Raw genomic sequence first — 17,057 nt, forward strand, 5'->3', positions numbered from 1 at the left:
CCGCGGGCTCAGCCCCGGACGCCGGTGGGCCGGAACGGCGCGAGCGGGTTGGACAGCGTGCCGGAAAACAGCAGGCTGCCCGAAGGGTCCGCCAGGTCCAGCATTTGCTGGTTGTTCCGCAGCTGCAGCCGGTTCAGGCAGGACAGGGCGAATTCCGGGGCAAACAGATCGTGCCGTGCGAAGGCTCCGGCCAGTTCCGGATGCCGGTCCTGGTAGCCGGCCACCACCTTCGCCACGGTCCGCCAGAAATCGTGCTGGTCCAGCTGCCCGTCCTCGTGCAGCAGGGCGGCGAGGAAACGGAAGAAGCAGTCGAAGACGTCGGTGAAGATGGACAGCACCTTGTCCTGCTCCGGAACCTGCACCCGGATGCGCGCGGCCTCGGGCGGAACGGCGACGGCGTCGCCCATCACCACAACCTCCTCGCCCAAGTCCTTCAGGATGGCGCGGACCGGAACACCGTCCTCCAGGACCAGGATGATGTTTTCCCCGTGCGGCATGCCAACCAGCTCGTACCGGTAGAAGCAGTGCAGGACCGGCACCAGGTACGCCTGCAGGTAACGCTCCAGCCAGGCGGCAGCGCTGAGGCCGGAACGCCGGATCAGGGCGGATGCGAAGGCAGCGCCGTCAGCGTCCGTGTGCAGCAGCGACGCCATCGTGGCCAGCCGCTGGCCGGGTTCCAGCGCAGGGACCGGGCTCTCCCGCCAGAGCGCCGAGAGCATCTTCCGGTGCGCCGCGCCCGGCAGCGCCGCCGCTTCGAAGTAGCGGTTGCGGTAGCCGACCGCCGCCCTTTCGCGCAGGACGCTGAATCCCTGCCGCCGCAGCTCCGGATCCGCGCCGACGAGCTGATGCAGCCACTGGCTGACCGGGGGAGTCGAGGCCATGTATTCGGGGGAGAGGCCGCGCATGAAGCCCATGTTCAGCACGGACAGCGCCGTCTTCACGTAGCACCTTGACGGCTCGTCCAGGTTGAAGAAGGTACGGATGGATTGCTGGGCCTGGAAGGCATCCGGCCCCGGCCCCAGATGGACGATCCGCTGCTGGGCGATCTCCGCGGCGAACGTCACGGTCAGCTTGTTCTCATACTGCCAGGGATGGGCCGGCATCAAGAGGTAGTCCTCGGGGTCCAGCCCCTGTCCTGCGAGGACGGCGTCGAATCCCGCGACCACGTGGGAACCCAGTTCGGCCTCCAGATGCTCGCGGTAGCCCAGCCCGGAAATCGCGGTGAACTCGGCGTGGTCGGCGTGCACGGCCAGCCAAACCAGCTGCACCGGGGCTCCCGTTTCGGGCGCATAGGCCAGGTAGTCGGACAAGCCGAAGCCCAGCCGCCCGTTGTTCGCGACGAAACAGGGGTGGCCTTCGGTCATGGCCTGTTCCAGCCGTTGGAAGTCCGACGCCGGCGCGGCACCGGCGGAGCCAGCGGCCAGTTCCGCTGCGGTGGGCTGCGGGACGGACTGCTTGAAGGCGTGGCCGGCCAGCGTGCTGCCGATTTCCTCCAGGTACACCGGCAGCATGGTCTCGCTGATGCCGAGGGTCCGGCGGAACTCGGTGATGAAGTCCAGGGCATCCAGCCGCTGCTCCACGCCGTCGACGAGCCGGTGGATGCTCGCGGACGGGATGCTCCAGTGGTCCAGCCAGAGCCGTTCGGCGGCGAAGTGGTAGTGGACGCGGCCGTCGTCCGAGGCCAGCCGGTAGGCGCCGCCCCCGGACGGCTCGGGCCGGAGGATGCGCTCGTGGGCGAACTCGGCAATCGCCTTGCGGACCAGATGGCGGTCGGCGGCTGCCCAGCGGGCCGGCTCCAGGTGCGAGGCGGCTCCGGCCACCGCCGGCGCCGCTGGTACGAGGGAGGGTGCGGTGATGGTCATGCGGGGACTCCTTCGGTTGCTCGGGCAAAGTCTTCACGGGTGCAGAAACTCAGCCACGCCTGCTTGTCCGGCAGCTTGATCAGCTGCGCGCGGCGGAAGCCGAATCGTTCATTGAGGGCCAGGATCTTGCTGTTGCGGATATCCGGCTCCACCACCACCCGCCGGACGCCGGGGGCGCGGAAGAGGAAGCGCATCACGCTGTCGAACACGTCCGCGGTGAACCCGGCCCGCGGGACATCGGGCGGACCGACCAGCAAGTGCATCCCGACATCGCCCTGCCGCACCGGATACCTGCCGGCCAAGGGCGAGTGGCCGGGAAGGTAACGCTCCATCAGGAAGGCGGGGACACCGCCGTCGTACCCCATCCAGGCTTCATGGTGCGGATGGGCAGCGATCCCGGCGAGCTCGGCGCGGACCTGCTCCTCGGTCGCCCCGAGCATGCCCCAGAAGCGTGCATATTCGCGGGTGACCCAGCCGTGCAGCAGCGCCGCGTGGGCCTGCGGGTCGGCCGGTGTGAAGGTGAACGTCACAGTGCCACCTCCGCCGGCGCCGGCACCGGTGCACCGAACTCCTGGAAAGCGATCCGCCGTTCCACCGGGTAGTACTCCCAGCCGAGCAGCTCGCGGATGATGCACGAGTTGCGGTAGGCAGCCATGCCCAGGTCCGGGGTGGCGAAGCCATGGGTGTGCAGTTCGGCGTTCTGGACGAAGATTTCGCCGGGTTCGACGCCGGTGCTGTAGTTGCGTGCCACCTCGAACCTTCCGTCCGGGCCGCGGCGGATCCGGTGGCCGATGCCGGCGAGGAAGTCCGGCTCGCGGTAGCCGTAGCCGGTAGCAAGAACGACGGCGGCACTGTCCAGCTGGTAGGTCCGGTCCTGTTCGGTGTGGTGCAGGGTGAGCCGGTGGAGGCCCGCGGCCGGATCGTACTCCGCCGCCTCCACCGAGGAGTTGGTCAGCAGGCGGGTCCTCGGTGGGGCCGTGAGGCTCCTGGCGTAGAGCAGATCGTAGATTGCGTTGATCAGCGACTCGTTGATGCCCTTGTACAGGTTTTTCTGGCCGGCGTTGAGCCGCCCCCGGGTGCCGGCCGGCAGCGCGTGGAAGTAGTCCACGTACTCCGGCGAGGTCAGCTCCAGCGTCAGCTTGGCGTACTCCAGCGGGAAGAACCGGTCCGAGCGGGTCACCCAGGTCAGTTCGTAGCCGTGGCTGTCCTGCTCCTGCAGCAGGTCGAAGTAGATTTCCGCGGCGCTTTGGCCGCTGCCGACGATCGTGATGCTTCCGCTGGCCTGCAGCTGCTTTTTCCGGTCCAGGTACTGCGCGCTGTGGCAGGCCAGGCCGCCGGACGCCGGCAGGCCGCGGCAGGATGCGGGCACTTGGGGTTCGGTTCCGGTACCCAGCACCAGCCGGCGGGCTGTGCGGACGGTTTCGCCCGCCGCTCCTGCGGACGTGACGTGGTACAGGCCGCCGCGGTACTCGACGCCGGTCACGCGCTCGCCGAAGTGCACGTTCGGCAGCCGGGCGGTGACCCACTGGCAGTAGGCGTTGAATTCGGCGCGCAGCGGGTAGAAGTCCTCGCGGATGTAGAAGCGGTAGAGCCGGTCGGTTTCCTTGAGGTAGTTCAGGTAGGAGTACGGCGAGGTGGGATCGGCCAGGCTGACCAGGTCCGCCATGAACGGCACCTGCAGGTGGGTGCCGGGCAGCATCATGCCCGGATGCCAGTCGAAGCACGGGCGCTGGTCCAGGAAGACGCCGTCCAGTTCCGGGATGGGAGCGGCCAGCGCGGCCAGGCCCAGATTGAAGGGACCGACGCCGATGGCCACGAAATCATGGGTGCTGCGGTTCATGCGCGTGCCCCTGCCAGGAAGCCGGCTCCGATTGCGCGAATCTGCTCCAGGATCGCGTTCAGCTCTTCCACGCTGGTTTCGGCATTCAGCAGCGTGAACTTCAGGTAGTGGCGCCCGTCAACGGTGGTGCCGGCGACCATCGCCTCGCCGGAGGCGCACACGGCCCGGCGGATGTGCAGGTTCAGGGCATCTGCCGTCCCGGCGTCCACGCCCTCGGGCCGGTACCGGAACACCAGGGTGCTCAGCTGCGGGGCGGAAGCCAGTTCGAACTCCGGGTCCTGTTCCAGCAGTTCGCCGGCGCGGGAGGCGAGGTCGATGGCCCCGTCCAGCAGCGCGCCGATGCCGTCCGCGCCCATGATCCGCAGCGTCAGCCACAGCTTCAGGGCATCGAAGCGGCGGGTGGTCTGCAGGCTTTTGTCCACCTGGTTGGGAATCTGTTCGCGCGCCGCGCTGGCCGGGTTCAGGTAGTCCGCGTGGAAGGCCACATGCCGCAGCGTGGAGCGGTCACGGACCAGCACGGCGCTGGAACTGACCGGCTGGAAGAACGTCTTGTGGTAGTCCACGGTGACCGAATCGGCGGCTGAGATGCCGTCCAGCAGATGCCGGTAGCGCAGCGAAGTCAGCAGGCCGCCGCCGTAGGCTGCGTCCACGTGCAGCCAGCTACCGGCCTGCCGCGCCAGCTCTGCCGCGGCATCGAGCGGGTCGATGCTGCCGAAGTCCGTGGTCCCGGCGGTCGCGACGACGGCCATCGGGACCTCGCCGCGGGACCGGCTGTCGGCCAGTGCCTGCCGCAGCGCGGCAGGATCCATCCGCCGCTCGCTGTCGCAGCGGACCGGGACCACGCCGTCGTACCCCAGGCCCAGCAGGGCGGCCGACTTGGCGATGCTGAAATGGCTGGCCTCGGAAGCGAAAATCCGCAGCCTGTCCAGGGCCTGCGGCAGCCATCCGGCATCGGCAGCGGGGTCCTGGCGGAGCCGCTCAACCGCGTGGTTGCGGGCAATCAGCAGGGCCTGCAGGTTCGACTGGGTTCCGCCGCTGGTGAAAACCCCGTCGGCTTCCGCGCCCAGGCCCAGGCGGCCGGCGGTCCAATCGACCAGGCGCCGCTCGATCAGGGTGGCGCCGGCGCTCTGGTCCCAGGTGTCGAGCGAGGAGTTCACCGCGGAGAGGATCGCCTCGCCAACCAGCGCGGGAATGACCACCGGGCAGTTCAAGTGCGCGGCGTACTTCGGATCGTGGAAGTACACCGCGTCCTGCAGGTAGAGCCCTTCCAGTTCTTCCAAGGCAGCGGCTGTGTCCGGCAGCGGCCGGTCCAGGTCCACGCCGGCCACGAGGGGCGAGAGCTGGCCCGGGGCGCATCCGGTGAACGGCCGGGACGTCCTGGAGACCTTGGTGGCCACCAGATTGACCGCCTGCAGGACGTCCGCCACGTAGCGCGGCGCATTCCGGGGATTGAAGAGCTGGTTGCTGGCGGCCAGGGCCAGCTCGATGCGTGAACCGAAGTCGGTTTGGTCGGCGGTGCTGGACAGTAGGGTCAAGGCGAGCTCCTTGGGGGAAAGCATTGCCGGGCAGAAACAAAGGCAAGCCTTACTTAGGGGACCCTTAACGTCAAACTTTCGTGCCGTAATTTTTCGGCGAGCCGGTCATTCCCGGAAATATTCGACGGCGGCGGCCGGCAACTCTTCCCAAACCGCACTGTGACTGGTACTTTCGCGCGAAATCGAAGTCGAGCCAAGGCTTGCAGAGGGGCGCTGGGCCTGCCGTTGGTCCCGAAATTTCGACCGTCCGTCGCGGCTGCTGCTGGAATTACTGAACGACCGGTTGGAATGTGTGAAAGAATGCACAGGCCCGGCAGCTGCCACCAGCTGGCTGCGGCCGTCCCCATTCAATCGTTAGGAAATGCACCCCGCTATGTCTTCTGACAGCAACCCCACCGGTCCGGTCGGCGCCGCCGTCCGGACCGATAACGACGGCGGCGCACCCGCCAAGTGGAAGATCGTCGGTCCCGGCCTTGTCGTTGCCGCGACCGGCGTCGGCGCCGCGGACATGGTCGCCACCTTGGTCGCCGGCTCCCAGTTCGGCTACCAGCTCTTTTGGGCTGTGATCGTCGGCGTCATCCTGAAGATCGTCCTGGTCGAAGGAGCCGGCCGCTACACCCTGGCCACCGGCAAGACCATCTTCGAAGGCTGGCGCTCGCTCGGCCGCTGGACCACCTGGTACTTCGGCCCCTACATCATCATTTGGGGCTTCGTCTACGGCGGGACGGCGATGTCCTCGGCCGCCCTGCCGCTGGCCGCCATGTTCCCGGTCCTGCCGCTGTGGGCGTGGGCCATCGCGATGGGGCTGGCCGGCTTCGTCATGGTGTGGTTCGGCAAATACGCCACCTTCGAAAAGATCACCGCAGCCTTGGTCGGCATCATGTTTGTCACCGTGGTCGGCCTGGCGGTCATTGCCCTGCCCAACATCCCCGAGATGCTGACCGGCCTGGTCCCGTCGATTCCGGCCGAAGGCGGCCTGCTCTCCACCCTGGCACTCGCCGGCGGCGTCGGCGGCACCATCACGCTGGCGGCCTACGGCTACTGGCTGCGCGAAAAGGGCTGGTACACCCCCAAGTGGATGCGCGTCATGCGCATCGACAACTCCGTCGCCTACATCATGACCGGCATCTTCGTCCTGGCCATGCTGATTGTCGGCGCCGAAGTGGTCCGCTCCGCCGGCGTCTCCATCAGCGGCGGCGACGAAGGCCTGCTGGAACTGGCGGACGTCCTCAACGCCCGCTACGGCGAAGTGATCGGCACCGGCTTCCTGGTCGGCTTCTGGGCCGCATCGTTCTCCTCCATCATCGGGGTCTGGAACGGTGTCTCGCTCATGTTCGCCGATTTCTGGGGCCACATGCGCAAGAAGGAAGCAGGCCACCCGGACACCCGCGTGGGCGGCAAGTACTTCAAGTTCTACGTCCTCTGGCTGACCTTCCCGCCGATGCTGCTGTTCATCCTGGGCAAGCCGATCGCGCTGATCCTGGCCTACGGCGTGCTCGGCTCGCTGTTCATGCCGTTCCTGGCGCTGACCCTGCTCGGCCTGCTCAACGGCAAGCGCGTGCCGAAGGAATGGGCGAACCGCCTGCACACCAACATCGCGCTGGGCATCTGCGCCCTGCTGTTCGGCATCCTGGGCATCCAGCAGCTGGTCAAGGCCATCGCCCCGCTGTTCGGCGGCTGATTCCACACGGCCTGGGCCGGCGCCTTTCCTGCCTGCCGTTAACGTACGCTGCCTGCGCACCTGTAGTGGTGCGCAGGCAGCGTACGTTAACGACGACGGCGGTCCGGCGCCGCGGTGGCTCAGGTTTTGGCGTGCTTCGGCTTGCCGGATCCGGGCTCGCCGACAATCGAGGCGAGGAAATCATCGGCTTCGGTCAAGCCGCGTGCCGCCTGGCACAGAATGACTCGGGCCTCATCCTCAAGGCTCCGGCCGTGGGCCTCGGCCAGGATGCGGAGCCCCTCCATGATGCGGGGTTCCAGATTCGGTATCGTCAGCGCTTCCATGGCCGCCACCTCCTGAGTGGAATCAATGCTAGACCTGCGGCAGGCGGCTGTCACCGCCCCGGCTGCCCGGCCACAGCGGTCCGGAGCCGGCCCGGTCAGCGGAGCGGGTCGAACGGCTTCAGCTCGGCCGGAACCGTGCCTGTGGCGATCTGGCTGGCGAGCAGCTTGCCGGTGGCCGGACCGAGCACGATGCCCCACATGCCGTGGCCGCCGGCAACGAACACGCCGGGGGAGCGGGTGGCGCCGATGACCGGCAGCCCGTCCGGAGTCACCGGCCGCGGGCCCACCCAGAGGTCCTCGAGCTGCTCCAGGTCCATGCCGGTGAAGAGCGGCCGCACGGCGGCGAGGATCGCGTCGATCCGCCCGGTCTGCAGCGGCTCGTCCGGACCGCGGAACTCCATGGTCCCGGCGATCCGCAGCCGCCCCTGGTACGGCGTGCAGGCGACCCGGCGGGCCGGGAAGTAGATCGGGAACTCTGCCGGCTCCTCGGTGGCGACGCTGAAGGAATAGCCGCGGCCGGCCTGGATCTGCGTCCGCACCCCCAGCGGACGGGCGAGCTTCGGAAGCCAGGCCCCGGTGGCCAGGACCACGACGTCGGCGGACAAGGGATCGTGTCCGTAGCTGTCCACCGCGATGCCGCCCGGCCCGTGCCGCAGGCCGCGCACTTCCGCCCCCGAAATGATGGAGCCCCCGCGGGAACGCACCGCGTCCGCCAGCGCCTCGACGAACGGCCCCGGCTCGAGGAACCGCTGGCCCTCCATCTCCAGCACGGTGGACACTCCGGCGGACAGTTGGGGCACCTTGAGCCGGGGATTGTCCAGCCGTGCCAGCGGAACGGACTGGCCGGCCTTCTCCACCTGCTCGATCTCGTGGATGAACGGCTTGCTCTCGCTCTCGGATTCGAAGCCGACGATGAAGGGGCCCTTCCGGGTCCATGACTCGACGCCGTTGCCGGTCAGTTCGTCGAAGGCCTCCAGCGCCATCCGGTCGATCGGAGTCAGCGCATCCATGGTCCGCTTCCAGGCCTTGGAGGTAGCGTGGAGGCCGAAGCGGGCCAGGAACGTCCACAGCCGGACGTCGAGCCGCGCCGGGATGTGCAGAGGCGCCGTGGGGTCGAGCAGCGACTTGGCCGCATAGGTCCACAGGGTCGGTTCCGCCAGCGGCATCGCCATGCCGGGCGTCAGCCAGCCGGCATTGCCCCAGGAGGCGCCCGCGGCGACGCCTGACCGGTCCACTACGGTGACGTCGATTCCCTGTTCCTGCAGGTGCCAGGCCGTGGACAGTCCCACCATGCCGGCCCCAACAACGACGGCGGTCTGCGGCTTCCGGGCGCGCGAATACATTTGCTCTCCTCAGTCGTGATCAAGGACACATCGCTCTTGCTTCATTGTGAATAATTAGAGAAGTAGTAGCAAGCCATTCGCTGATCATTCGCCAGAAGGAGGAATTGATGGTTGGAAGTTCGGAAGGCCGTTCACGCGGGCGGCCCGCACCGAAGAACGTTCGGGGGCCGGACCTGGATGAGACGGACCGCCTGATCCTGCGGCTGCTGCAGGCGGATGCGCGGATGCCGAACAATGCCCTCGCCGCACGGGCTGGCATCGCGGCATCCACCTGCCATGCCAGGATCCGCTCGCTCCAGGAGCGTGGCGTCATTCGGGGCTACCATGCGGACGTTGATCCCGCCGCCGTCGGCCGCGGGCTCCAGGCCCTGATCGCGATCCGGCTCCAGGCGCACGCCCGGGCCAACCTGACGCGATTCGAGGACTACCTGGCCGGACTCCCGGCCGTGGAGGGCATTTTCTTCGTGACCGGGGACCGGGACTTCCTCATCCACGTTGCCGTACCGGATTCGGACACGCTCCGGGAGCTGGTGGCCAACAACCTCAGCCTTCGGCCGGAAGTCGCGGGCACCAACACCACCGTGATTTTCGAGTACCGCAGGCCCGTCGGCCCTGGCTCATGAGACAAATTGTTGACGTGTCAATGAAGACCTGAGACAATGGTTGAAACGTCAATCAACCCGGAAGGCCATGATGTCCTGGTTCAAGAAGCTTTTTTCGTCCAAGTCCCGTGCCCAGAGCGCTCCGGCCCAGCCTGATGCCGCGGTGCCTGCCGCCGAGCCCGCAACAACGGCCGCCGTGGAGAACGCAGGTGCCGGCACTTTGCCGCGCATCGCCGTCGTCACCGGAAGCACCCGTCCGGGCCGCGTCAACAACGCCGTCGCGGACTGGGCGATGGCCCAGCTTGCCGACCGCAGCGACGCCGTTTTCGAACTGGTCGACATTAACGACTTCAACCTGCCGCTGCTCGACGAGCCCGCTCCGGCCGCATACCAGAGCTACCAGAACGAGCACACGAAGGCCTGGTCCGCGAAGGTCGCCGAGTTTGACGGCTTCATCTTTGTCGCCAACGAGTACAACCACACGGTCGGCCCGGCCCTGACCAACGCCCTGTCCTTCCTGAATGCCGAGTTCAACAACAAGGCCGCCGGCATCGTGTCCTACGGTTCCATGGGCGGCGTCCGCTCTGCCGAGCATCTGCGCAACGTCCTGGCCGAACTGCAGGTCGCCGTGGTGCGCAACCAGGTGATGTTCAGCCTGTTCACCGACTTCGAGAACTTCTCCGAGTTCAAGCCGACCGAGCAGAACGCCGGCACCCTGGCTCCCATGGTGGACCAGCTGGTGCCGTGGGCGAAGGGCTTTGCCGCCATCCGCACGCCGCTGGCTGCTGCCGCCGCCTGATCCGGCCGCGACCAATACGCACAGAACCGCCCTGTCGGCTTCCGGCGGGGCGGTTCTGCCTATCCTGCCAGCAGGATCGAGGAGATGGCTGCGGCAAAGGCAGGCAAGGCAATCAGCGCCGCCGCCGCCAATGCGGCGCGGCCTGCGGTAGTTACGCCGCGGCTGTGCCAGCTGCCTGCCAGCCGCGGCAGCAGCAGCCGGAGGGCCATGCCGGCGGCGATGGTTGCCATGACCGTTGCTGCGGCGAGCAGCCCAACCGGGCCCAGGAGTACTGCCAGCCCCAGTAGCGGCAGGTACGCCACGGCAGCGCCGGGGCTGTCCAGGAGCGGCGCCCGCCGGCTGAGCCACCCTGCCAGCGCCGGCACCAGCATTCCCTGGGCAACGACCAGGGCGCTGAAGGCCAGCACCGAGAGCCATCCCGGCCCCACAACATCGAAGTCCCGGTTGTCCGGCCGCAGCGGCTCCAAGGTGGTGGCCAGGATGACGAGCAGCAGCGCGCCGAAAACCAGGCCTCCGGCCCGGCCTTTCGGCAGCCACCGCCGCAGCAGCGCGTAGAGGATGCCCGTGGCGCACCCGCCCACGATGCCGGTGAAGACGACGAAACCGACGGTGCCTTCCGTGGTGATCATGCCGATAGTCTCGTTCTGCTCGGTGAGGCGCCCGGTGTCCTCAGGCGACGTCGCGGCCAGCAGGCGCATGACCAGGCGCCCGCCCGGACCCGCCATCAGCAGGCCTGCCGCCGCGCCGGAAACCAGCACGACGTTGGTCCACCACAGCGCCTGCCGGATGATCCGGACGACGGGCCTGCGCCCGGCGCGGGAGCCGGTTGCACGAAGGGCCCTCCGCCCCAGGCGGCCACGGCGGCCAGGCCGGCCAGCACCAGCAGGCCGCAGCAAATCATCAGCAGCATAGGCACAGTATCGGCTCTGGAAGACCGGGCCGTCCACGCCCGCCGGACCACAGTATTTTAGCAAGCTTCACGCCCTAAACTCGCCGTGGCAATATTCCGGTGCGGTCCCGTTGCGGCCCCCGGTGTGGTCCTGTTGGAGCCCGGTGCAGGTGCTCCTTTGGTGCTTACGAATCCTCGAGTGCGCTGTTAATCTGGAGGATACGGTCGCTGGAGAGGCTGGCTGGCCGGCAATGGGGCACCGAGCTCCGGGGTGCAGGAGGCGCACAATGCGAAGGCAGGACCAGACGCAGCACAACGCGGAACAGCAGGTCCCGGAGCAGGAACCGGCGGAGGCTGCCGGACAGGAGGGCACTGAACTGGACGAGCCCTTGGGGCATGATGACGGCCGGAGCCGGGAGGCAGTGCCGGAGACGGACTGATCGACGCGGGACGGTTTGCGGGCGTGCCCTGTTGGGGTTCAGGCATGATCGGTAGGCTTCAAAGCGAAGGTCCACCGACGAAGGAGCTGTCCATGGCACGCAAGTACGGTCTTCCGCTCATCGGAGTGGCGGCGCTGACGCTGGCCCTGGCGGCCTGCGGGCCGTCGGAGCCTGACGAGGAACTGCCGCAGAATCCGGCTCCCCAAACCGCCACGACGCCGGGCGAAGCGGTCTCGCCCGGAGCCTCGCTCGGAGCATCGTCCCCCGGGGCGGCTGCCGACGCCGAGGTTTCCGCCCGCTTCGAAGAATTCTCCGAGGGCGCCACGGCGATCACCTACAATCCGGAACGGGTGCCGGTGGGCGCCGAGACCGAAGTCGAGGTTGAAGACGAAGACGCGGGCACGAAGGTCAAGCTGAAGGTCGAGGGGCTGGAGCCGGACACGCAGTTCGGCGCCCACGTGCACGTTGCCGCCTGCGGGGAATCCCCGGACGACGCCGGGCCGCACTATCAGGACGAGGCTGATCCGCAGACGCCGTCGACGGATCCTGCCTACGCCAACCCCGACAACGAAATCTGGCTGGACTTTACCACTGACCAGGACGGCGAGGGCGAGGCCGAAAGCCGCGTCGGCTGGAAGCTGCGTGAGGGTGAGGGCCAGTCCGTGGTCATCCACGCCATGCCGACCAAGACCGGTGAGGGCGAGGCCGGAACCGCCGGCGACCGGCTCGCCTGCATCAACATCCGCCAGTAGCGTTGGCTGACCGCAACCGCCGGCCCGCCGTGGTTTACGCCCCGGCCGCGCCAGCGTGGCAAACTGTCGGTATGTCGCGGACGGAACACAAAGGCGAGATCCAGGACAAGGCCGCCCACATCGGGATGAGGATCGAAGACCGGTGGCAGACCTGGCGTGAACGCCGAGCCCGCGACCGCGGGGACCTGGCCACCGTGCTGCCGTTTACCGGCTATGGTTCCGCCGGCTGGGTCCGCGTGCTGGGCCGGGTGGTGATGGCCAAGCCGGATGCCTTCGAAAACGGCCGGGTGTCCTCGAAGCTGATCGCTGACGGGATCCGCGGCTGGCGCAACTTCATCAGCCCGCCGGTGGCGAACGCCAAGGTCACCATCGAGGTCGGCGGCGCCTTGCACGAGGTCACGGCCGACCGCGGCGGAGTCATCGATGCCCATGTCCCGGCCAAGCTGCCGGACGGCTGGAACACCGTCCGCCTCAGCTGCGAGGGGTCGTCCCCGGTGGAAGCGCCGGTCTACCTGGTTCCCGCCGGCAAGACCTTCGGTGTCGTATCCGACGTCGACGATACGGTCATGGTCACCGCGCTGCCGCGGCCGATGCTCGCAGCCTGGAACACCTTCGTGCTCGACGAGCATGCCCGCAACGCGACACCCGGAATGGCGGTCATGCTGGAGCGGGTCAGCCGGCAGCACCCGGGCAGCCCGGTGCTCTACCTCTCCACCGGGGCCTGGAATGTGGCGCAGACGCTGACCCGCTTCCTGACCCGGAACATGTACCCCGACGGCGCGCTGCTGCTGACGGACTGGGGTCCGACCCGGGACCGCTGGTTCCGCAGCGGGATGGAGCACAAGACCACGCAGCTGCGGCGGCTGGCCGAGGAGTTTCCGCAGGTGAAGTGGCTGTTGATCGGCGACGATGGCCAGCATGACGAGGCCATTTACTCCGGCTTCGCGCAGCGCTATCCGGAGCACGTGGCGGCCATCGCCATCCGCCAGCTTTCCGTCAGCGAGGCCGTCCTGGCCGGTGGCCGGTCCCAGGCCACGCCGGGCGAGGCGACCCCGGGCATCCCGTGGATCTATGCCCCCGACGGGGCGGGAATCGCGGCCCAGCTGCGCGAGCTGGGCATCATCGGCGCCGAATAGCTCCTTCGGCTTGGAGCGCTCAGGCGCTCAGGCGCGCCCTGGTGCGCTTCGCCGTCGTACTTTCCAGTTCCTCCTCGACCGGCGCGAGGACGTCGTCGATGATGGCGCTGGCGCCATCGGTGTCGGTGCCCTCGGACAGTGCAAGTTCGGAGAGCAGGATGCGGCGGGCCTGGTCGAGCTGCCGCTTTTCGCCGGCGGGTGCCAGTCCGGCCTGGAGGCGCCGGGTGAGGTCGCGGACGACTTCGGAGACCTTGTAGACATCGCCGGTGGTGATCTTTTCCTGGTTCGCCTTGAAGCGGCGGGACCAGATTTCCTTCTCCATCGAAGCCGGCTGGCGCAGGATGCTCATGATCTTCTGCACGCCCTTCTTGCCGATCGCGGGCCGGACGCCCAGCTCCTTGGCTTTGCCGGCCGGGACCTCGATGGTCAGGCCGTCGTGGTGGACGCGGAACTGCACGTACGTGGTCTCGGCATCCTTGAAGGTGCGGTTGGTGGTTCCGACGACGGTGACGGCGCCGTGCGGCGGGTAGACAAGATTGTCGCCCACAGTGAGCTTCATGAGGTGTCCTTTCATGCCATTGTGGCAGATACTGTCATATTGACAGCTGGTGCGCAAAACGTGCGATATCGTGGAACAGCACGGCTGGCGAAGGAAGATCCCGGCAGCCGGCAGGAGGATGGAAGGGGCCCATGGGGGCAGGAACCGCGGAACGGCGCGCCAAAACGGAGGCCGAGCAAGGGCACGGGCAGGGGCTGAGGGAGCGGCGGCGGCAGCAGACCAGGGCCGAAATCACCGATGCGGCGCTGGAATTGTTCGCTAAGGGCTCAGTGGCAGCCACGACCGTCGACGAGATCGCCGCGGCCGCGGGGGTTTCCCCGCGCACCTTCTTCCGCTATTTCGCGAGCAAGGAAGATGCCGCCCTGCCCGTGCACCAGGACTTCAACGCCGCCATCGCCGCAGGGTTGCCCTCCGTCGATCCGCAGGGCGAACTGCGCCGCGAGGTCCACGGCCTGTACGGACTGATGGTGCAGCCGTATCTGGACAACGCCTCGCCTGCAGCGCAGCGGATGCTGCAGGTGACCCGGCTGATGCGGAAGGAGCCGTCGCTGCGGGCGGCCGTGGTGCATCAGTCGCTGGAGCGGACCGAGGAAGTCCAGGCCGCATTGGCGGCGCGGTTCGGTGCAGTCCACGAGGACGCGCTGGAACTCCGGCTCGCCATTGACATTGCCTCCGCCGTGGTCCGGGCCTCGTTCGATGCCTGGGCTTCCCGGCTGGAAACGGGCGAGCCCGCGGACCTGGCGGCGATTTACCAGCAGGCGCTCGACTTCTCAAAGTAGGTCTGCCGATCGGCGGCGCGGACTGGCACAATGTCGTTCATGCGAGCCGCAGTGAAAGCCCTCGACCTGCATATCGCCCTTGCCGGGGCGGTCGATCCGATCTGGCGCGACGTGCGGGTGCCGGCCAGCCTGACGCTGCCGGAACTGCACCGCGTCATCCAGCTGGCGTTCGACTGGGAGGACCGGCACCTCCACTTGTTCCGGTCTGCCGGCCCCGGCGGGCACGAGCGCTACTTCGCCGGAGACGTGGAGACCGCCCTGGAGCTGGGCATGGAGTCGGCCGATGGCTTCACGCTTGAGGATGTTTTCGCGAACCGGAACACGCAGCTGGTTTACGAATACGACTTCGGCGACTGCTGGCTGCACGAGATCGAGGTGACCGGACACGCCGTCGTTCCTGCCGGGGAGCTGGTCTGCCTGGCCGGAGCCAACCGCGGTCCGGTCGAGGACTCCGGCGGGGTGGACGGCTATGCCCGGCTGTGTGCGGCGGCCCAGGATCCGGCGGACCCGGAGCATGCGGCCGTGCAGGAATGGCTGTACGGCGTGGTGGGCGACCTGTCCTTCGATCCGGCCTGCTTCGACCAGGCCCAGGTAAACCGGCGGCTGACCCGGCTGGGGCTGCGCTGGTCCGATGCCCCGCCGACGGCTGAGGAAGTCGCCGAGGTGGTTAGGCCGGTGAAATGGCTGCTGCAGCGCGTCGGCCCGGAGGGGCTGGAGCTGACCAAGGACGGCTACCTCCGCCCCGCGGTGGTGCAGGAGGCGGTGGTGGCCTTGGGGCTGGCCGGCCGGCTCTACGGCAAGGCCAACCGCGAGATCAATACCCGCGAAATCCTGGGGCTGCGCCGCCAGGTGCAGGAGTGGGGGCTGCTGCGCAAGTACAAGGGGAAGCTGCTGCGTACGCCGGCGGGCCGGGAGTATTGCGACGACGACGAAGGGCTCTGGCATTACCTTGCGTCCCGCATGGCCAAGCCGGGAAGCATCGGCGGGGACTTCCTGCACCGGCTGTTCACCGAGTGGCTTGTGGAGAACCAGTTGCCGCCGGTGTCGGTCCGGGGCGAGATCCTGGTCGAGATCATGACGGCCGAAGGCTTCCACGGACCGGACCAGCGGCCGCTCGCGCTGCCTGCCGGGCGGGACTTGGCACGGCAAATGGCAGCCACTTTCGGGCACCTCAATATCTACCTGCCGTCGGGCCGGCCCTGGCTGAGCCAGGAACTCTCCGAAGCGGGCATGAAATTCCTGCTGGAGGTCCAGCGGCGGCAGAATAGTCTTCGATGACTGAAACAACCGCCGCGAACCGCAACCCCAGCGGCCAGGTGGCAGGCTTGCGGCTGAGCTGCAACGTGCCGATGCGCTGGGGAGACATGGATGCCTACGGGCACATCAACAACGTGGAGATCCTGCGCATCCTCGAGGAAGCCCGCATCCACGCCTTCGGCCCGCCGGCCGGCACCGGCGGGGAGGGGCTGGAGGTGGACCTGCCGGTCTTCTCGGACCTGCCCGACGGGACGCAGGCGCTGGTGGTCGAGCACCGGGTGAAATATGTCCGGCCGCTGAACTACCGGAACATCCCGGCGCACGTCGAGGTCTGGATCAGCGCGCTGAAGGCTGCGAGCCTGACCGTCGCCTACCTGATCAAGGACCCGGTGACGATGGATGAGTGCGTGAAGGCCGAGACAACGCTGGCGTTCTTCAATGAGGCCACCAGCCGGCTGCTGCGCGTCACCGCGGACCACAAGGAGCGGTTGCAGCCCTACCTCGGCGAGCCGAACTTCCGCTAGCCGCCCGGGCGGCAACGGTCGGAGGAGGCCCGGGCGGGGTTGGCAGACCGGCTGGACACGGGCCGGACGGGCGCCGAGACTGGGCCCATGGCGGCAGTATCCGGGGAACAGCGCATTATGACGATCGGCCACGGCACGAGCAGCGCGGCCGAACTGACCGACCTGCTGGCCGGAGCCGGAGTGGACTTGCTGGTGGACGTGCGCCGCTTCCCGGGGAGCCGGAAGCATCCGGATATGGCGAAGGATGCACTGGCGTCGTGGCTGCCGGAGGCCGGCGTCGCGTACCGCTGGGAAGAGGAGCTGGGTGGCCGCCGCCGGATTCCGGCGGGCGAACCGGAACCCGATAGCTGGTGGAAGGTCGCGGCCTTCAGGGCCTATGCCGCGTACACCCGGACTCCGGAATTCGCTGCCGGGCTGCGCCGGCTGCTGCAGGACGCTTCGGCCGCCAGGCCCGCGATCATGTGCAGCGAGACCGTCTGGTGGCGCTGCCACCGCCGGCTCATTTCCGACGTCCTGGTCCTGCAGCACGGGGTGGACGTGGTCCACCTGATGCCGGGCGGCAAGACCTCGGCGCACCGTCCGTCGGAAGGAGCGCGCCGCACGCCAGCCGGCTTGGTGTGGGACGGCCCGGCGCAATGAAAAACGCGCCCGCAGCCAGGGCCGATGCTCCCGGTCAAACCGGCGGGATCGGGGGCCATGGCTGCGGACGCGTTCCCCGGGAAAGGGGCGCCGAAGC

General features: G+C 68.1%; 18 protein-coding genes. 10 read left to right on the forward strand and 8 right to left on the reverse strand.

Annotated features, from left to right (window positions below; all coding sequences use genetic code 11):
* Positions 1-8: 8 nt before the first annotated feature.
* The 4 genes from D477_RS10050 to D477_RS10065 are packed head-to-tail and all read right to left on the reverse strand — an operon-like array spanning position 9 to position 5,261.
* A complete protein-coding gene (locus D477_RS10050) occupies positions 9-1,862 on the reverse strand; it encodes an IucA/IucC family protein (RefSeq protein ID WP_005268923.1) in 1,854 nt (617 codons plus the stop codon).
* Positions 1,859-2,392 carry a GNAT family N-acetyltransferase gene (locus tag D477_RS10055; RefSeq protein WP_005268924.1) on the reverse strand — a complete coding sequence of 178 codons (534 nt, stop codon included), beginning with the start codon at positions 2,390-2,392 and terminating at the stop codon, positions 1,859-1,861. Before D477_RS10055 ends, D477_RS10050 begins: the two co-directional genes overlap by 4 nt.
* Entirely contained in the window at positions 2,389-3,702 is a 1,314-nt protein-coding gene (locus tag D477_RS10060) for a lysine N(6)-hydroxylase/L-ornithine N(5)-oxygenase family protein (protein WP_005268925.1), read from the reverse strand. The genes D477_RS10055 and D477_RS10060 overlap by 4 nt, the downstream gene beginning before the upstream one ends.
* Positions 3,699-5,261 carry a pyridoxal phosphate-dependent decarboxylase family protein gene (locus tag D477_RS10065; protein ID WP_043846478.1) on the reverse strand — a complete coding sequence of 521 codons (1,563 nt, stop codon included), beginning with the start codon at positions 5,259-5,261 and terminating at the stop codon, positions 3,699-3,701. Before D477_RS10065 ends, D477_RS10060 begins: the two co-directional genes overlap by 4 nt.
* Before the next feature lie 349 nt (positions 5,262-5,610).
* On the opposite strand from D477_RS10065, the gene D477_RS10070 reads away from it, so the two are divergent.
* Positions 5,611-6,918, forward strand: a complete 1,308-nt coding sequence (locus tag D477_RS10070; RefSeq protein WP_005268927.1) for an Nramp family divalent metal transporter — start codon at positions 5,611-5,613, stop codon at positions 6,916-6,918.
* A gap of 119 nt (positions 6,919-7,037) precedes the next feature.
* Here the strand turns inward: D477_RS10070 and D477_RS10075 are convergent, their stop codons facing one another.
* On the reverse strand, positions 7,038-7,241 hold the full coding sequence (locus tag D477_RS10075) for a FitA-like ribbon-helix-helix domain-containing protein (protein ID WP_005268928.1): 204 nt from the start codon (positions 7,239-7,241) through the stop codon (positions 7,038-7,040).
* 95 nt (positions 7,242-7,336) lie between these two features.
* A complete protein-coding gene (locus D477_RS10080) occupies positions 7,337-8,584 on the reverse strand; it encodes an NAD(P)/FAD-dependent oxidoreductase (protein WP_005268929.1) in 1,248 nt (415 codons plus the stop codon).
* Positions 8,585-8,691: 107 nt separating this feature from the next.
* Between D477_RS10080 and D477_RS10085 the strand changes: the two genes are divergently transcribed.
* Together D477_RS10085 and D477_RS10090 are read left to right on the forward strand one after the other, a co-directional pair.
* On the forward strand, positions 8,692-9,207 hold the full coding sequence (locus D477_RS10085) for an Lrp/AsnC family transcriptional regulator (RefSeq protein ID WP_005268930.1): 516 nt from the start codon (positions 8,692-8,694) through the stop codon (positions 9,205-9,207).
* Between the two features lie 40 nt (positions 9,208-9,247).
* Positions 9,248-9,985, forward strand: coding sequence for an NADPH-dependent FMN reductase (locus D477_RS10090; protein ID WP_337587561.1), 738 nt, complete (start codon positions 9,248-9,250; stop codon positions 9,983-9,985).
* A gap of 59 nt (positions 9,986-10,044) precedes the next feature.
* Here D477_RS10090 and D477_RS10095 read toward each other — a convergent pair whose 3' ends face one another.
* Positions 10,045-10,743: a hypothetical protein gene (locus D477_RS10095; RefSeq protein WP_005268932.1), complete on the reverse strand. Its 699-nt coding sequence runs from the start codon at positions 10,741-10,743 to the stop codon at positions 10,045-10,047.
* A 418-nt stretch (positions 10,744-11,161) separates the two neighbouring features.
* Between D477_RS10095 and D477_RS22645 the strand changes: the two genes are divergently transcribed.
* From D477_RS22645 to D477_RS10105, 3 genes are all read left to right on the forward strand, one after another.
* Entirely contained in the window at positions 11,162-11,314 is a 153-nt protein-coding gene (locus tag D477_RS22645; RefSeq protein WP_190273549.1) for a hypothetical protein, read from the forward strand.
* A gap of 92 nt (positions 11,315-11,406) precedes the next feature.
* On the forward strand, positions 11,407-12,066 hold the full coding sequence (locus tag D477_RS10100; RefSeq protein ID WP_005268933.1) for a superoxide dismutase family protein: 660 nt from the start codon (positions 11,407-11,409) through the stop codon (positions 12,064-12,066).
* A gap of 71 nt (positions 12,067-12,137) precedes the next feature.
* The gene (locus D477_RS10105) at positions 12,138-13,202 is read left to right on the forward strand and encodes an App1 family protein (protein ID WP_005268934.1); all 1,065 of its coding nucleotides are present in this window, start codon (positions 12,138-12,140) and stop codon (positions 13,200-13,202) included.
* 19 nt (positions 13,203-13,221) lie between these two features.
* Here the strand turns inward: D477_RS10105 and D477_RS10110 are convergent, their stop codons facing one another.
* Positions 13,222-13,761, reverse strand: coding sequence for a CarD family transcriptional regulator (locus D477_RS10110; protein WP_005268935.1), 540 nt, complete (start codon positions 13,759-13,761; stop codon positions 13,222-13,224).
* A 131-nt stretch (positions 13,762-13,892) separates the two neighbouring features.
* On the opposite strand from D477_RS10110, the gene D477_RS10115 reads away from it, so the two are divergent.
* The 4 genes from D477_RS10115 to D477_RS10130 all read left to right on the forward strand — a co-directional run bounded on the left by D477_RS10115 (position 13,893) and on the right by D477_RS10130 (position 16,960).
* Complete coding sequence (locus tag D477_RS10115; protein ID WP_005268936.1) at positions 13,893-14,540, forward strand: TetR family transcriptional regulator; 648 nt, start codon at positions 13,893-13,895, stop codon at positions 14,538-14,540.
* A gap of 39 nt (positions 14,541-14,579) precedes the next feature.
* Positions 14,580-15,818 (forward strand): plasmid pRiA4b ORF-3 family protein, encoded by a 1,239-nt coding sequence (locus tag D477_RS10120; RefSeq protein ID WP_190273550.1) that lies wholly within the window; start codon positions 14,580-14,582, stop codon positions 15,816-15,818.
* The gene (locus D477_RS10125) at positions 15,815-16,321 is read left to right on the forward strand and encodes an acyl-CoA thioesterase (RefSeq protein ID WP_005268938.1); all 507 of its coding nucleotides are present in this window, start codon (positions 15,815-15,817) and stop codon (positions 16,319-16,321) included. The genes D477_RS10120 and D477_RS10125 overlap by 4 nt, the downstream gene beginning before the upstream one ends.
* 87 nt (positions 16,322-16,408) lie before the next feature.
* Positions 16,409-16,960, forward strand: a complete 552-nt coding sequence (locus tag D477_RS10130) for a DUF488 domain-containing protein (RefSeq protein WP_043846489.1) — start codon at positions 16,409-16,411, stop codon at positions 16,958-16,960.
* The last annotated feature ends 97 nt before the right edge of the window (positions 16,961-17,057 follow it).

Source organism: Arthrobacter crystallopoietes BAB-32 (genome assembly GCF_000328305.2).
In the GTDB taxonomy this organism is placed as follows: Bacteria; Actinomycetota; Actinomycetes; order Actinomycetales; family Micrococcaceae; genus Crystallibacter; species Crystallibacter crystallopoietes_A.

Excerpts from the sequence above, each read along its gene's own strand:
- D477_RS22645 (WP_190273549.1), top strand. The coding sequence starts at position 11,162 with ATGCGAAGGCAGGACCAGACGCAGCACAACGCGGAACAGCAGGTCCCG.
- D477_RS10050 (WP_005268923.1), bottom strand. The coding sequence starts at position 1,862 with ATGACCATCACCGCACCCTCCCTCGTACCAGCGGCGCCGGCGGTGGCC.
- D477_RS10060 (WP_005268925.1), bottom strand. The coding sequence starts at position 3,702 with ATGAACCGCAGCACCCATGATTTCGTGGCCATCGGCGTCGGTCCCTTC.
- D477_RS10125 (WP_005268938.1), top strand. The coding sequence starts at position 15,815 with ATGACTGAAACAACCGCCGCGAACCGCAACCCCAGCGGCCAGGTGGCA.
- D477_RS10105 (WP_005268934.1), top strand. The coding sequence starts at position 12,138 with ATGTCGCGGACGGAACACAAAGGCGAGATCCAGGACAAGGCCGCCCAC.
- D477_RS10115 (WP_005268936.1), top strand. The coding sequence starts at position 13,893 with ATGGGGGCAGGAACCGCGGAACGGCGCGCCAAAACGGAGGCCGAGCAA.
- D477_RS10110 (WP_005268935.1), bottom strand. The coding sequence starts at position 13,761 with ATGAAGCTCACTGTGGGCGACAATCTTGTCTACCCGCCGCACGGCGCC.
- D477_RS10120 (WP_190273550.1), top strand. The coding sequence starts at position 14,580 with ATGCGAGCCGCAGTGAAAGCCCTCGACCTGCATATCGCCCTTGCCGGG.
- D477_RS10070 (WP_005268927.1), top strand. The coding sequence starts at position 5,611 with ATGTCTTCTGACAGCAACCCCACCGGTCCGGTCGGCGCCGCCGTCCGG.
- D477_RS10080 (WP_005268929.1), bottom strand. The coding sequence starts at position 8,584 with ATGTATTCGCGCGCCCGGAAGCCGCAGACCGCCGTCGTTGTTGGGGCC.
- D477_RS10085 (WP_005268930.1), top strand. The coding sequence starts at position 8,692 with ATGGTTGGAAGTTCGGAAGGCCGTTCACGCGGGCGGCCCGCACCGAAG.
- D477_RS10075 (WP_005268928.1), bottom strand. The coding sequence starts at position 7,241 with ATGGAAGCGCTGACGATACCGAATCTGGAACCCCGCATCATGGAGGGG.
- D477_RS10130 (WP_043846489.1), top strand. The coding sequence starts at position 16,409 with ATGGCGGCAGTATCCGGGGAACAGCGCATTATGACGATCGGCCACGGC.
- D477_RS10100 (WP_005268933.1), top strand. The coding sequence starts at position 11,407 with ATGGCACGCAAGTACGGTCTTCCGCTCATCGGAGTGGCGGCGCTGACG.
- D477_RS10065 (WP_043846478.1), bottom strand. The coding sequence starts at position 5,261 with ATGCTTTCCCCCAAGGAGCTCGCCTTGACCCTACTGTCCAGCACCGCC.